This is a genomic window from Rhizobium skierniewicense Ch11, assembly GCF_023757665.1.
In the GTDB taxonomy this organism is placed as follows: domain Bacteria; phylum Pseudomonadota; class Alphaproteobacteria; order Rhizobiales; family Rhizobiaceae; genus Agrobacterium; species Agrobacterium skierniewicense.
Window position 1 is genome coordinate 361,674 of sequence record NZ_RXPG01000005.1, and the last position, 13,699, is coordinate 375,372.

15 protein-coding genes and 1 pseudogene are annotated in these 13,699 nt (G+C 55.7%); 10 read left to right on the forward strand and 6 right to left on the reverse strand.

The genetic code is table 11. The features are described 5' to 3' along the window. Nucleotides 1-56: 56 nt before the first annotated feature. Complete coding sequence (locus EKM04_RS05140; protein WP_183896853.1) at nucleotides 57-344, reverse strand: hypothetical protein; 288 nt, start codon at nucleotides 342-344, stop codon at nucleotides 57-59. Between the two features lie 210 nt (nucleotides 345-554). Between EKM04_RS05140 and crcB the strand changes: the two genes are divergently transcribed. From crcB to EKM04_RS05170, 6 genes are all read left to right on the forward strand, one after another. Beyond that, entirely contained in the window at nucleotides 555-932 is a 378-nt protein-coding gene (gene crcB / locus EKM04_RS05145) for a fluoride efflux transporter CrcB (RefSeq protein ID WP_183896854.1), read from the forward strand. A gap of 62 nt (nucleotides 933-994) precedes the next feature. Then, nucleotides 995-1,987, forward strand: a complete 993-nt coding sequence (locus EKM04_RS05150; RefSeq protein WP_174153252.1) for an RluA family pseudouridine synthase — start codon at nucleotides 995-997, stop codon at nucleotides 1,985-1,987. Next, on the forward strand, nucleotides 1,984-2,640 hold the full coding sequence (locus EKM04_RS05155) for an HAD-IA family hydrolase (RefSeq protein WP_183896855.1): 657 nt from the start codon (nucleotides 1,984-1,986) through the stop codon (nucleotides 2,638-2,640). The genes EKM04_RS05150 and EKM04_RS05155 overlap by 4 nt, the downstream gene beginning before the upstream one ends. A 12-nt stretch (nucleotides 2,641-2,652) precedes the next feature. Next, complete coding sequence (locus EKM04_RS05160) at nucleotides 2,653-3,450, forward strand: ATP12 family chaperone protein (protein WP_183896856.1); 798 nt, start codon at nucleotides 2,653-2,655, stop codon at nucleotides 3,448-3,450. Nucleotides 3,451-3,521: 71 nt separating this feature from the next. Beyond that, nucleotides 3,522-4,013 carry a hypothetical protein gene (locus tag EKM04_RS05165; RefSeq protein ID WP_183896857.1) on the forward strand — a complete coding sequence of 164 codons (492 nt, stop codon included), beginning with the start codon at nucleotides 3,522-3,524 and terminating at the stop codon, nucleotides 4,011-4,013. Nucleotides 4,014-4,068: 55 nt separating this feature from the next. Next, nucleotides 4,069-5,379: an alpha/beta hydrolase family protein gene (locus EKM04_RS05170; RefSeq protein ID WP_210290128.1), complete on the forward strand. Its 1,311-nt coding sequence runs from the start codon at nucleotides 4,069-4,071 to the stop codon at nucleotides 5,377-5,379. 20 nt (nucleotides 5,380-5,399) lie between these two features. Here EKM04_RS05170 and fghA read toward each other — a convergent pair whose 3' ends face one another. Genes fghA through EKM04_RS05185 form a run of 3 tightly spaced genes read right to left on the reverse strand, consistent with a single transcriptional unit; the run spans nucleotide 5,400 to nucleotide 7,390 of the window. Then, nucleotides 5,400-6,233, reverse strand: a complete 834-nt coding sequence (gene fghA / locus EKM04_RS05175) for an S-formylglutathione hydrolase (RefSeq protein ID WP_183896858.1) — start codon at nucleotides 6,231-6,233, stop codon at nucleotides 5,400-5,402. 26 nt (nucleotides 6,234-6,259) lie between these two features. Next, nucleotides 6,260-6,922: a DUF1345 domain-containing protein gene (locus tag EKM04_RS05180; RefSeq protein ID WP_183896859.1), complete on the reverse strand. Its 663-nt coding sequence runs from the start codon at nucleotides 6,920-6,922 to the stop codon at nucleotides 6,260-6,262. A gap of 21 nt (nucleotides 6,923-6,943) precedes the next feature. Next, complete coding sequence (locus EKM04_RS05185; RefSeq protein WP_183896860.1) at nucleotides 6,944-7,390, reverse strand: YaiI/YqxD family protein; 447 nt, start codon at nucleotides 7,388-7,390, stop codon at nucleotides 6,944-6,946. A gap of 359 nt (nucleotides 7,391-7,749) precedes the next feature. Here EKM04_RS05185 and blh point away from each other — a divergent pair, with 359 nt between their 5' ends. From blh to EKM04_RS05205, 4 genes are read left to right on the forward strand one after another with little or no spacing between them, the layout of a single operon-like run. After that, on the forward strand, nucleotides 7,750-9,048 hold the full coding sequence (gene blh, locus EKM04_RS05190) for a bifunctional sulfur transferase/dioxygenase Blh (protein WP_183896861.1): 1,299 nt from the start codon (nucleotides 7,750-7,752) through the stop codon (nucleotides 9,046-9,048). Further along, a complete protein-coding gene (gene bigR / locus EKM04_RS05195) occupies nucleotides 9,039-9,380 on the forward strand; it encodes a sulfite-sensing transcriptional repressor BigR (RefSeq protein WP_183896862.1) in 342 nt (113 codons plus the stop codon). Before blh ends, bigR begins: the two co-directional genes overlap by 10 nt. Beyond that, a complete protein-coding gene (locus EKM04_RS05200; RefSeq protein WP_183896863.1) occupies nucleotides 9,377-9,787 on the forward strand; it encodes a YeeE/YedE family protein in 411 nt (136 codons plus the stop codon). The genes bigR and EKM04_RS05200 overlap by 4 nt, the downstream gene beginning before the upstream one ends. Then, nucleotides 9,784-10,215 (forward strand): DUF6691 family protein, encoded by a 432-nt coding sequence (locus tag EKM04_RS05205; protein ID WP_183896864.1) that lies wholly within the window; start codon nucleotides 9,784-9,786, stop codon nucleotides 10,213-10,215. Before EKM04_RS05200 ends, EKM04_RS05205 begins: the two co-directional genes overlap by 4 nt. A 648-nt stretch (nucleotides 10,216-10,863) precedes the next feature. Here the strand turns inward: EKM04_RS05205 and EKM04_RS05210 are convergent. Together EKM04_RS05210 and EKM04_RS05215 are read right to left on the reverse strand one after the other, a co-directional pair. Continuing rightward, nucleotides 10,864-12,218: pseudogene (locus EKM04_RS05210) on the reverse strand (ISNCY family transposase). A gap of 246 nt (nucleotides 12,219-12,464) precedes the next feature. Next, the gene (locus EKM04_RS05215) at nucleotides 12,465-13,409 is read right to left on the reverse strand and encodes a transposase (protein ID WP_183896865.1); all 945 of its coding nucleotides are present in this window, start codon (nucleotides 13,407-13,409) and stop codon (nucleotides 12,465-12,467) included. Nucleotides 13,410-13,699 lie beyond the last annotated feature (290 nt).

The following is a 13,699-nucleotide window of genomic DNA, read 5'->3' on the forward strand; positions in this document are numbered from 1 at the left end:
AAAGAGCTGCCGGGGAGAGATCTCGACCCGGCAGCCAATCTTGTAGACGAAATCGCTCAGATATCTGCGCGACCCTTGTTTTCCTCATAGGCTTCGATGACTTCCTCAAGAGTAACCTGCGGGTTCTGATGTTGTCCGGCGGTCAGAAAATGCGCCGACATTGCGGATGGCATGACGACGGCGTTCATCACATTGATGTCAGTCTCGTCCCTCTGACCCGTCTTGCGCGTGAGCTCGCGAACGGCCTGCTCGACCTCCGCCTTTCTCGACGGACGCTGGACAGACTTGATGCTATCAGCCACATATCCGGCGGTGGTCGCTGAGACTGTCAAAACTTGCACCATGCGATCACCCTCCTGATCTTGAATTGTACCACGTTATCAGCGGCGAATTTATTCTCAATTAAATCCATCGGTTGTATTTGAGGCGTGTCTTCATGAATTCGTCAATGGATTTTTTATGACGTTTGGGATGTTGGGTATTTTCTCTTTCCTGATCTTTGTCGTAGACATCGTTTCGGCTTTCATTGTTGTCCGTTCCTGCTGGAGAACCCCATGCTCAACATTGCCCTTGTGGCTTTCGGAGGCGCAATCGGCTCGGTTGCCCGTTATCTCGTTGGCGTTTGGAGTGTGCGTCTCGCTGGCCCGAATTTCCCTTGGGGTACGATGACCGTCAACATCGTTGGTGCGTTCCTGATCGGCCTCCTGGTCGAGGTGGTGGCCCGCCGCTTTGACGCTTCGGCCGAAATCCGGGTGTTTGTCGTCACGGGTGTCCTTGGCGGCTTCACGACCTGGTCGTCCTTCACGCTGGATGCGGTGGCGCTTTTCGAGCGTGGAGACGTCGGGCAGGCGGCGCTTTATCTCGCGGGAAGTCTCACCCTTTCTTTCACCGCCATCTTTGCCGGGCTGGCCTTGGGACGCAGTTTGTTCTAAAGGCAACACAAATGCCGCACATCAACGATGCGGCGCCCAATAAAAGAAAGACTAGAATCGTCATGGCAGGTATCGAGCACATCAAGGTTGAAGCCGAAGAGTCCGGCATGCGGCTCGATCGCTGGTTCAAGATTCACTACCCTGGCCTCGGCTTTGGTCCGCTGCAAAAGCTGATGCGCTCCGGTCAGGTTCGTGTCGATGGCGGACGGGTTAAGACCGATGCACGCGTGGAAGCCGGACAGATGGTTCGGGTTCCGCCACTGGATGTCGATTCAAAGGTCAAGGGCGGGCCGATCAGTTCGACCGATCTCAAGAACTCCGACGATGTCGATCTGTTGAAACGCATGTTGCTGCATGAAGACGAAAAGGTCTTCGTGTTCAACAAACCCGCTGGCATTGCCGTGCAAGGCGGTTCTGGCATCAATCGCCACATCGATGGATTGCTGGAGGCCTGGACGAGCTCCAAGGGCGAAAAGCCGCGTTTGGTTCACCGCATCGACCGCGATACATCAGGCGTTCTGGTCGTGGCTCGCACCAGAGGTGCCGCGCAAAAGCTGACCGCCGCGTTCCGCGAGCGCGACACCAAGAAGACGTACTGGTCGCTGGTCAAAGGCGTGCCGCGCAAGCATCAGGACAAGCTTTCGACCTGGCTTGTCAAGGAGCAAACGCCGGATGGTGACCGTATGCGCATTGCAAAGCATGGTGAGGAGGGCGCCGACCACGCCATATCCTACTATCGCGTCATCGATACCGCTGCGCAAAACCTCGCATGGCTGGAAATGGAACCCTATACGGGCCGCACCCACCAACTGCGCGTTCACGCGCTTCACATGGGCCATCCGATTATCGGCGATCCAAAATATTACGTCGAAGACACCAACTGGGATTTCCCCGGCGGTGTCCAGAAACGCCTGCATCTGCATGCGCGAAAGATTGACATTCCTCATCCCTCTGGTGGACGCCTGCGCGTAACGGCGCCCCTACCACCGCACATGGTTCAGACCTGGAACCTGCTGGGTCTCGACGTGGCCGATGGCGACAGGGACGACGAATGAAACTCGTTCTTTTCGATTGCGATGGCACGCTGGTCGATAGCGCCGGACTGATCCATGAGGTCATGGCCCGCACCTTCGTCCATTTCGGTTATGATCGACCTGACGTCTCGCTGACGAAATCCATCATCGGTCTGACGCTGGATATCGCCATTGCCCGCATGCAGGGAAAGCCGCATGTGGATGACGAAGCCGTCGCGATGACCGCGCATTATAAGGCGATCTATGCCGAAACGCGCGCAGAGGCGGGCTTTGAAGAGCCAGTGTTTGAAGGCATCCATGCCATGGTCGATGTGCTGGCAAAACGTGACGAACTGTTGATGGGCGCGGTCACGGGAAAGTCTCGTCGCGGCCTGAACCTCATTATGGACACGCACGGTTTCCGTCAGCATTTCATCGTCTCGCGCACGGCAGACGATTGCCCTTCCAAGCCGCATCCGGCCATGGTGACGGAATGTTGCGGCCAGACGGGCATCGTTCCGACAGATACCATTGTTATCGGCGATGCGATTTACGATATGCAGATGGCGAAGGCCGCCGGCGCCAAGGCTATTGGCGTTTCGTGGGGCTACGCATCCGTCGATGATCTCTGGAAAGCGGGTGCTGACGCCATCGTCAACCACCCCAATGAAATTCCCGGTCACATTCCGGGTTGATGAGGACGTATCATGCGTGACCTGTTGAATGATTTGACAGAGGGTCTAAGCCATCCGGACCCCATTCGCCGCTCGCAAATCCAGATGCAGAAGCCTTTGCCAAAGCGTTTCTACAAGCATGTGACCGTGGGTGAAACGGAGGAGGGTGGCTTTACCGTTCTGCTCGACGGCAAGACGATGCGCACTCCCGCGAAAAGCGTGCTGACTGTGCCGACGCGCGCGCTTGCGCAGTTGCTGAGAGATGAATGGGATGCGCAGGTCGAGGTCGTTGACCCGACGATCATGCCGGTTTCCCGTCATATCAACACCGCCATCGATGGCATCGCCAGCGATCCGCAGGCGGTGTTCGAGGATATCCTGCGCTTTTCGTCCAGCGATCTTCTTTGCTACAGGGCAGGCGAGCCGCAGGCTTTGGTCGAACGCCAGTCGGAGCAGTGGGACCCCATCATTGACTGGGCCGCCAACACGCTTGGAGCACGGTTCATTCTGGTCGAAGGCGTCATGCATCAGGACCAGCCGCGCGAAGCGATCGCCGCGTTTGCCGTGACGGTGAGGAAATACGATACTCCGATCGAGCTTGCGGCGCTCCACACCATGACGACGCTGACCGGCTCTGCTCTTCTGGCGCTTGCCTTGGCTGAGGGTGAACGCAGCGTAGAAGAGATTTGGGCACTGGCCCATCTGGATGAAAACTGGACGGCCGAGCAATGGGGCGAAGACGACGACGCTCAGGTCAGAACCGCAAAGCGGTTTGTAGAGATGCGCGCCGCCGTTGACGTCCTGCATGCTGCCAGGGCAAACCACGCTTGAGGTTTTAACGGTTTTCTAACCGTAAATGATGATGATGGACGCAGAGCCTGACGTAGGGGGAGGCGTCTATCATGCATCATTCGCTGAAGCGCCTTTGCGTTCTTTTACCCATGTCGCTCGCCCTCATGTCCTTCCGGCTTGAGCCCGAGGCGCGTGATGCAGACCGCTTGCTCTACGATGTCCGTGGCGCGTTCGTGGCTGCCAGACCCGACATTTCGGCCGAGCTGATGCAGTCGATCCAGTATGAGATATCCAACGCCATCGATTCTACCACGCGCGATAAAACCCGCCCGCGTGTTGTTCTGACCATTCGTCTCTTGAACGTTTCCAATGCGTCGCTGATGTTCGGAGAGCGCGCGTCTGCTCGTGTTGTCGTGCGTGCCGCCGCCGTGCAGACCGGCGAGGTCATTGCAGAAACAAAGTTTACCGCCACCATTCTTGGCATCGATAGATCCTTTATCCAGCGTGAACTTGCACATGGCATTGCCGAGCGGGTGATCACCGAGTTTCGTCTGAACCACCCATCTGCTGTCACGACGGCCTTGTTTCCGAGCCGTTTTTAATTCACCGTCACAATCTTTGTATAGGCAATGGTTGAAACGGCTGACGGAGGATAAGGTGAAGTTTATCGGTATCATTGGTTTGACGTTCTCTGTCCTCATGCCCTTCAGCCTTCACGCAGACGAAAACCGCATCGACAGGGTTAGACCGGACGCGCCGCTTCTCGCTCCCTACGGCACGTTTCCCGTCGGCGTCCGCAGCCTCAAGGTTGTCAATCCAAAGCAGATCGATATCGTTCATAGAGAGCCCGGCAAGGAGCCTCCGCGCTATGACCGTCCGCTGCAGCTGGAAGTCTGGTACCCGGCCGATCATGCCGATGGCGGCGGCACATACAGCGTTCTGTTGCGCGACGGAGAGACATCGGTATCCCTCACGGGTCGCGCCAAGCGTGACGCAGAGCCACGCAAGGCGAATGGCGAAAAATTCCCGCTGATTATTATGTCGCATGGTTATCCGGGCAACCGCTTCCTCATGAGCCCGATTGCAGAAAATCTTGCCAGCAAAGGATATGTCGTTGCGTCGATCGACCATACTGACAGCACCTATGACGACCAGAAGGCTTTCGGCAGCACGCTTGTCAACCGCCCGCTCGATCAGCGCTTCGTTCTCGATGAAATCGGGAGACTGTCCACTGACAAAAACAGCTTTCTGTCAGGTGTGGTCGACGTCAACAATACGGGGTTGATCGGCTATTCCATGGGTGGGTATGGCGCCGTGGTGACGGCTGGTGCGGGTGTGTCGGCGACGGCGGTGGGCGCTGACTGGAGCGCGAAGGATGGCGCACTGGCTATTCACCAGGCAGGAACCAAAGAGCACCAAGCCCTCTTCGATCCGCGCTTCAAAGCCATCATCGCCATCGCGCCGTGGGGCATGCAGCGTGGTATGTGGGACGACAAGGGATTGGCTGAAATCAAGGTGCCGATCTTTTTCATGGCAGGCAGCGCCGACGATGTCTCCGACTATCAAAAGGGAATCCGCAAGATATTCGAAGGCAAGATGCCGGTCGACCGCTATCTCCTGACCTTTGCTGAGGCCAACCACAATGCTGCCGCCACCATGCCAGCACCTGCGGAAAGCTGGGCAATGAACGAGAAACTCGGCTTTGCGCCGTTCGAGCACTATGCCGATCCCGTATGGGACACGGTACGCATGAACAACATTGCGCAGCACTTTGCCACCGCATGGTTCGACATTAAGCTTAAGAACGACGAGACAAAAGCGCGCTACCTCGACCTCGTCGAGCAGTCCGACGATGGGGTGTGGGCCGCCAACAAGGATGGTAGCCTGAAACCCGAACATACCTATTGGGCTGGTTTCGCCAACCGCACCGCCAAGGGCTTGCGACTGGAACATCGCAAGCCGGACTGATCTTTTGGCGGCGCCAACAATCAACCCAGGCGTTCGGCATGCCACTTCAGGTGATCGTCCATGAAGGTGGAGATGAAATAATAGGAGTGGTCGTAGCGATCATGCATCCGCAGCGTCAGACCAATGTCCGTATCTTTGATTGCTTCCTCAAACAGCCAGGGACGCAGGCCTGATTCCAGGAAGTTGTCGGCCTTGCCCTGATCGATCAGAAACTCCGGGAAACGAGCGCCATCTTCCACCAGCGAGCAGGCATCGTACTGACGCCATGCGGCCCGGTCTTCTCCGAGATATTTCTCGAAGGCAGGTGCGGACCAATCGGCAGACGAAGGGGCCACGATGGGCGCGAAGGCCGAACAACTCTTGAAACGGTCAGGGTTTTTCAAGGCAATCGTCATAGCGCCATGGCCACCCATGGAGTGTCCGAAGATGCCTTGGCGGGTCATGTCTACCCGGAACTGCTGAGAGATGAGGGCAGGGAGCTCTCGTGTGATGTAGCTGTACATCTGGTAGTGATCGGCCCAGGGCTTTTCAGTCGCGTCGAGATAAAACCCGGCGCCCTTGCCCATCTGCCAGTTGGTGAGTTCATCTGCGACGTCATTGCCACGCGGGCTAGTATCGGGGCAGACCACGATCAGTCCGAGCTCCGACGCCATGCGCCTGTATTCCCCCTTGTCCATCACATTGGCATGGGTGCAGGTCAGGCCAGACAAATACCAGAGAACAGGGCAGGGCGCCTCGATCGCTTTTGGCGGGACAAAAACTGCAAACGTCATCTCGCAGTTATTGACCTCCGAATCATGTGTGAAAACGCCCTGCATGCCGCCAAATGCGGTGTTTTGAGAGATGATTTTCATGGTTATTCCTATTCTGGGTGAGCAGATTACGTCGCGAGCGACACCGCGGCATTGACGGCCGCCGCGACCAGCACGGTGTTGAAGAAGAAGGACACGATAGAATGCAAAAGCACGACCTTGCGCATCGATGTGGTCGTCACTGAGACATCCGATGTCTGCGCCGTCATGCCGATGACAATGGAGAAATACAGGAATTCATAAATGCTTGGCTCTTCTGTCTGGGGGAAGTCCATGCCACCGTGCGTTTGCTGTCTGCCGGTGGCCTTCGTCGGACGCCAGAACACGTGGGCATAATGCATCGCGGTCATGGTGTGTATCGTCAACCAACCGAAAACGACGGACAGAAAAGCCAGAGTGAGCGACCAGACCGTTTCACCACTCGTATGATTGAGCGCGCTGAAAAGAGACACGACCGCTACACTTACGGCCAGAAAGGTGATCGCGATGATCAGAATGGCGGGCAGGTCGTCGCTATCGGCATGCGCCTTCAAATGACTTGCGGTGAGGCGAGGGAGCCGGAACAAAATGATCACCAGATATGTCAGGAAGAAGACGACGGCAGCACCCTCAACCGCCAGGGAGGGCTCGGCGATGAGTGAGCCGATCAAGACCAGCGCAGCCAGAAATATCGCGATCAGAAAAGGACGATGGCGGTAAAAATTGCTGACCCGGGGCTGGGTGGCTTTCATGATGGTGCTCCGATCCACTGCCTATCTTTTGACGCGGCGGCAGAGGCGGTCAAGCGTTTCAAGAAACTGCGAGCGGTCGCGCGGAGAGAATGCAGCGTTATAGCCCTTGCTTTCACCTGTCTCACGTAAATGTGCGCCCAAATCTCGCATCGCAGTCGCCATGCCGATATTGGTCTTGTCAAAGACTCGACCCGTTGGCCCGGTGACCTGCGCGCCGTTGGCAACGCAGCGTCCAGCCAACGGAACGTCGGCGGTGATGACGATATCGTCGTCGCCAGCGCGCTCTGCAATCCAGTCGTCCGCCGCATCGAAAGAACTTGAGACAATCACATTCTTGACCATGGGATCACGGGAAGGTCGCAAACCCGAGTTGGCCACGAACGTCACCTCCAGTCCATGCCGCTCCGCAACTTTCAAAATCTCGGCCTTCACAGGGCAAGCATCGGCATCGACATAGATTTGCGGCATCGTTCTCTTCTTACGCTTAATCTTCAGATCGCTTTTAGAAGGACTGGCCAAAATACCCAAGAGCTATTTGCGGCGGTTGATGGCACTCATTCGAAAATGGAAAATGGAAGCCGCAGCTTCGTGGGGCGCCGGCCAGCCCGTGAGGCGTGTGACACGGGCTCCGACAATCAGCTCTAGACTTAACCTGCGGGCCGGGTTGCAGCGGAAGGAGCGGGGCATGGACGTCGCTTTTTTGCCTTTGGCCTTATCAATTCCCGGGGAACACAGGGTCGCTCGTTGACAGAGAGAGTTTTCTCACAGCTTGACAATTAAACGATATATATAATAATATATTGTATATCGTATTGGAGGATTCCGTCATGCAAGCCGTCGAACTATCACCAAAACTCTCCGTCGCACCGCAGCCTTCTATCGAAGATATCAGGGTTCTTCGTGACCTGGGATTTACGACACTCATCAACAACAGGCTGGATAAAGAAGACGATGTTCAACCGGGCACCCGCGCTGAAAGAGATGAGGCGGAGCGCTCTAACCTCTCCTATTCATTCATTCCCATCAGCGTTACGACGATAACGGAGGCGGACGTTCGTGCGTTTCAGCAGGCAGTTGATCAATCGGAAGGCCGCGTATTTGCCCATTGCAAAACCGGAACCCGATCCCTCAGCCTGTATCTGATAGGTGAGGCTCTTGACGCTCGCATGTCCGTTGATGGGGTGGTTGAATTCGGGCGCCGTCACGGCTTCGATACCAGTAGCGCTGTCACTTGGCTAAGTCAGCATGCAGCGCGAAAGCCGCGGGTAAAGGGATTTTTCGATAAACACACATCAAGCATTCAGTATGTCGTGTCCGACCCATCAACGCGGAAATGCGCAGTCATAGACCCTGTGCTCGACTTTGATGAGAAGTCCGGTGCGATTGCGACGACCAACGCCGACGCGATCGTCGACTATATCCGTGACAATGACCTCACCGTCGAGTGGATACTCGACACCCATCCTCACGCCGACCACTTTTCAGCAGCTCACTATCTGAAGGGAAAGACCGGTGCGCAAACGGCAATCGGTGAGCGCGTGGTGGATGTTCAAGAGCTATGGAAAACGACCTACCACTGGCCGGATTTCGCAACTGACGGCTCACAGTGGGATCGACTACTTGCCGATGGTGAGACCTTCAAGATCGGCTCGATTGACGCAAAGGTCGTGTTTTCGCCCGGGCATACGCTCGCTTCCATAACCTATGTCATTGGCGACGCGGCCTTCGTAAACGACACGCTCTTTATGCCAGACGGCGGAACCGCCCGTGCCGACTTTCCTGGAGGCGATGCTCGCCGTTTGTGGCAGTCTATCCAGAGCATCCTCACGTTGCCGGATTCGACGCGGATATTCACCGGCCACGACTATCAACCGGGCGGTCGGTCACCGCGCTGGGAAAGCACTGTTGCCAGTCAAAAATTATCCAATCCTCATATCGCCGGTCTTGGGGAGGAAGAATTCGTTGCGCTTCGAACGAAACGCGATAAGGAACTTCCCATGCCGAAGCTTATTCTGCATGCATTGCAGGTAAACATTCGGGGAGGGCGTCTGCCGGAACCTGAAGCCAATGGCCAGCGCTATCTAAAGTTTCCGCTGAACGCACTCAAGGGGGCCGCATGGTCATGAACTTGGATCCGAAGATAAAGACTAAACTGCCGCCTGCGGAGATGGCCCTGCGTGCTGACACGGTTTCAAGTCTGTTGAAGGTTTTATCGCACCCCGCACGGTTGATGATTGTCTGCACGCTGGTGGATGGCGAATACTCCGTTGGTGAACTGGAAGACAAAGTCGATGTTCACCAACCGCATCTGTCACAACACATGACGGTCCTACGCAGTTCCGGGATCGTTGAAACGCGAAGGGAGGGCAAGCAGATATTTTATCGTCTAACGGAGAAAAAGGCCGCACAACTGGTCGGCGCGCTCTATGATATTTTCTGCGTGGAGGACGATCAGTGAATACATTTCTTCTCTCCACAGTCGGAGGCATGCTGATTGGTACGTCCGCCGTCATGCTGTTGATCCTCAACGGACGCATTGCCGGGATCAGCGGTATCGTTGGGCGTCTGGCGCTGGGGATCGATGTGGTGACCAATCTCGCCTTTATCCTCGGGCTGCTGCTTGGACCCATCGTCTATCTGTTTTTCTTTGGCGGTTGGCCCGTCATACAGATGACCGGTGGCTGGCCGCTCGCCATCATTTCCGGGGTGCTTGTCGGGTTCGGCACGCGCATGGGGTCTGGATGCACCAGTGGTCACGGCGTACTGGGCCTGGCACGACTTTCTCCGCGATCCATAGTCGCCGTCGTTACGTTTCTGACTGCTGGCGTGGTCGCCGTCGCCGTCCTTCGAGGTCTCGGATTATGAAAAGAGCCATATCTCAATTTGCGGCGGCGCTTGGCTCCGGCTTGGTCTTTGGATTTGGATTGTCACTGTCTGGAATGCTGAACCCGGTACGCGTTCAAGGTTTCCTCGACATCTTTGGTTTATGGGACGCCAGTCTCGCATTCGTCCTTGGTGGTGCAGTCATGATCGCCTTTGTCGGAACGCAGATAATAAAACGCATGCCGCATCCGGTTCTGCGCGACACCTTCGATCTGCCAACAAACCGGCGGGTCGATGCACCGCTTATCGGCGGCTCAATTCTCTTCGGTCTCGGCTGGGGACTGGGCGGCTTTTGCCCTGGTCCGGCCATTGCATCCCTTTCGGTAGGGCTGCCTCAAACCGCTCTGTTCGTAATCGCCATGCTGGTCGGCATGACCTTACATGACAGATTATGGAGCAAACGCATGTGAGCGCTTCCGACGCCAGCTTTAAAGACAGAGGCAATCAGTGGACTCTCTACCGCCTTGCGACGTTCACCTCGATCAATAGGGGAGTAAGAGCTCTCCATTGCATCTTCCTTTGACTGATAACCCATTGGTATCATTGATGGTACGCACTTCAAGCGTGAACTCACCCCCGCTAAGTACAATGTCAAAGCTGATTAGAGATGCAACGCCGCTGGCCCGTTAGAAACGCGACACTGACCGCCGGCGTGCTCTGACGGTCAGCCCCCGAGCGGACGGGCTGGGCCGGGTTGCAAGGGTCGGGAGGCGGCGGGTGATGGAACGGCTTCTTCGGCTTTAGCTTCCTCAGTCCTCACGTCTGCATTGTGCCAATAGCGGACGTTGTGCCCTTGATGGATTCCTTTAGCCAGCGAGCTTCTGCCCGAGGTAGGTTCCCGCGAAAGCTCCGCATCCCGCCGCAATGCATAGTACCCAAAATGGAGCGTCGAAAGCACCTGCAAACGACGATGATAGACCAGCGGCGATGCCGCCTAAAACACTTGGCAGATGTTTTTTCATTTGATCTCCAAATTTGAATGCCAGTTAATTTGGAAGAGCTTAGCTCAACTTTTGCTTGGAACAACTCCTATGTCCATAGTGGGCCAAAAGCTGCCTTCATTCAGCTGCTTCCAGTCGAGCGAGAGCTTTCTGTCGTCTTGCAATCACTTCCGGATCGTTCATGAAATCCGTCCTGCGCCCACGTTTTCGGCCACGTTTCTGATAATCGTTGCTCTGGCTGCCATCTGGAATCTCGAACATGCTGTTAGTCTGTCCGGTTCTTCGCGGCCCACGCTTGCTGCGCTGTAGATCGCGGCCTTCCTGCATCTCCGCAACCAGTGACAGCATGTCATCCAGTCGCTTGTTCTCAACCACAGGCGGCCGCCTGGATAATCGCAAACGATGACTTTTTGACCTGCGAGCGACGTTGCCCGTTCCGTTGGATCTAGGGTGAATATCACCTTGTCATAGCGCAGCTTCAGAGACTGAGACAGCGTGCCGACTTCTTTGCGGCACATGGCGCCGTCGAGGTTCTCATGGGCGGCGAGGGGACGGTACATATCTTTCGGATTGCGTGGTGGCTTGCCGAAGCGGGCATTGAAATCGACAATAAATTCTGGAGCATAATTATTGGCAGCCTCTATCGTGTCGATACCGCGGAGCCGCAGCTCCTTGACCAGTCGATCCTGCAGAGTCTGATTGGCCCGTTCAACCCGGCCCTTGGCCTGTGGGGTATTGGCGCAGATGATGTCGATGTTCAGCTCATAGAGTGCGCGTCCAAACTGCGTTAGCCCACTCGTTCGATCTTTCTGCGAAGCATGTGTAGAACGAAACACGCCATGCTTGTCGCTGTAGAAAGCCAGCGGTTTACCCCATTGCTGCAAATAAGCTTTTGTCGCATGCAAATAGTCGAATGTGTTCTCAGATCCGGCAAAGCGCAGGTGCAACAGCTTTCCGGTGGCGTCATCGATGTAGACGAGCAGGGCGCATTTTGGGCCGCGGTTCTCGAACCACCGGTGATGAGATCCATCGATCTGCACGAGCTCGCCAAACCAATCGCGCCGGCCGCGTGGTTGAAAGACGCGTTTCGTGCGTTCTTTCCGTGATATCCAGATGCCTGCCTCGGTCATCCACTGGCGCAGCGGTTCCTTGCCGATCGCCAGTTGGTGCCGTTCAATCAGCTTCTCACGAGCCAAGGTCGGGCCGAAATCGGCATACCGTTCTCTGACAAGATCGAGAACGGTGTTGCGAAAATCCTTGCTGTGACGCCGGTTGCTTGGTTGCTGACGCTTCTTAGAGACCAGACCGGGCATGCCGTACGTCTCATATGCATTTAACAACCGATGCATCTGGCTGCGGCTGATGCCGAGCACGCCGGCGGCCTGGACAACACTCAGGCGCCGATCGTGAATCTTCTGGATGACTTCGAGGCGATGCAATTCTTTCTGCGACATGGTGATCAAAAAGGACATGGCAACTCCGAACCCTCCTGACCGCTGTCAGGCTGAACATCGTCGCATCCTTGCTCCCAACGTTGATATTGACCAGCGTCGTCGTGCGAGGAAGGTGTCGCATTACTAAAAGGGCGTTACATACAAAGATTGCATAATATATATTATGGAACAACCGAGCCATTTTGTTTTTATTGCGTTCGCGTTGCTTTTACGGAAATGGCTCTCTGCTGGTCCGGTAAAAGAGCCATTTGGTTGTTGCGAAATTCATTCGCCAACGAGACCGTTGCATTCAACACATGACGTTCGGATCACTGAAAACGTCCTCGATGATCCTCCAAGCGATTTCCATACCATCCGGCGCGTCTTGTTTGTCCAGCGCTGGGATTCGTTCAGACAGAAATGACAAAGCGCATAGCTTTCGTCATCGAACGGTTGATGCCTAAAGATGCCGCATCCGTCGACGATAGCTTTCGACGATGTGGAGCCAAGCATTGACCGCCCAGTCGTGTAGCGAGAAAGCCCAGGGATTGTGACCGAGCCGGAAAGCTGCTCATGCCATTGTTCCACGGCCCTAACGATGTCTGTATTAGACCTACGGAGTACCTTAGGAAGGCCTTCAAGGAACTGATCTAGCGCGCGCGCCACCTTTACCGGATCACGGGCTTTCCATACGCGGTGGAAGGCCTTGCGGGCTGCATAAGCGTGTTCCAGGTAAGGATTTACTTCAACGATATTCAACGATCGTTGGACAGGTTCCGCAAACGACCTGAAGGACAATAAGTACGGATCAGTCTTCTTGAATGCCTTAAACTGGCTTTTCGACAGGAGTTCCGAGCCAATCTCCAGCATTCGCTCGCGTATCAGGAAGGGATTCACTGCGATCATGGAATCCGGCAACGTCTCTGCCACGACATTGAAAAGACTGTCCACGGTGTCGACCACCGCAACCACGATGGCACCTTTGTCTGGCATACCTTGAAGCCACCTGCGGATGTCGGCCGCCCTACCTGACATGATATAGTGAATGACGCGACGATCGCAGACATCCCACATCACAGTTGCCGTCCGACCGCCGATCTCGCACTTAGCAACACCTAGTACTTGCGGCGTCGACTGAAGGTGCTTCAACAAGCTTTTTTCCGCCTGATCGACAAGAATTTTGCGAACCGTCTTTCGGTCAAGGCCAACTCGCACCGCCAATTCGGACACTGAGACGCTCGAGTCTGCCTCTCGTCGCAGATATTCGACGAGGCGAGAAGTCGTCCGAAAATTTTCCTCAACTCCCGGAATCGTCTGGCGATAGGATGTCAAACACTTATGACACCACATCCGATGGTAGCTCACGAGCAAAGCGACTGGAGACCCCGACCGAGGGACATCAGATATGAGGATCTGCCTTCGTCCATGCATCCGCGCCCGCCCTCCGCATGTGCAAAAGAGCCCTACCCTAGCCGTCTCGACGCGTGTCACGTACTTCTGTGTCGTTACATTGAAGTCCG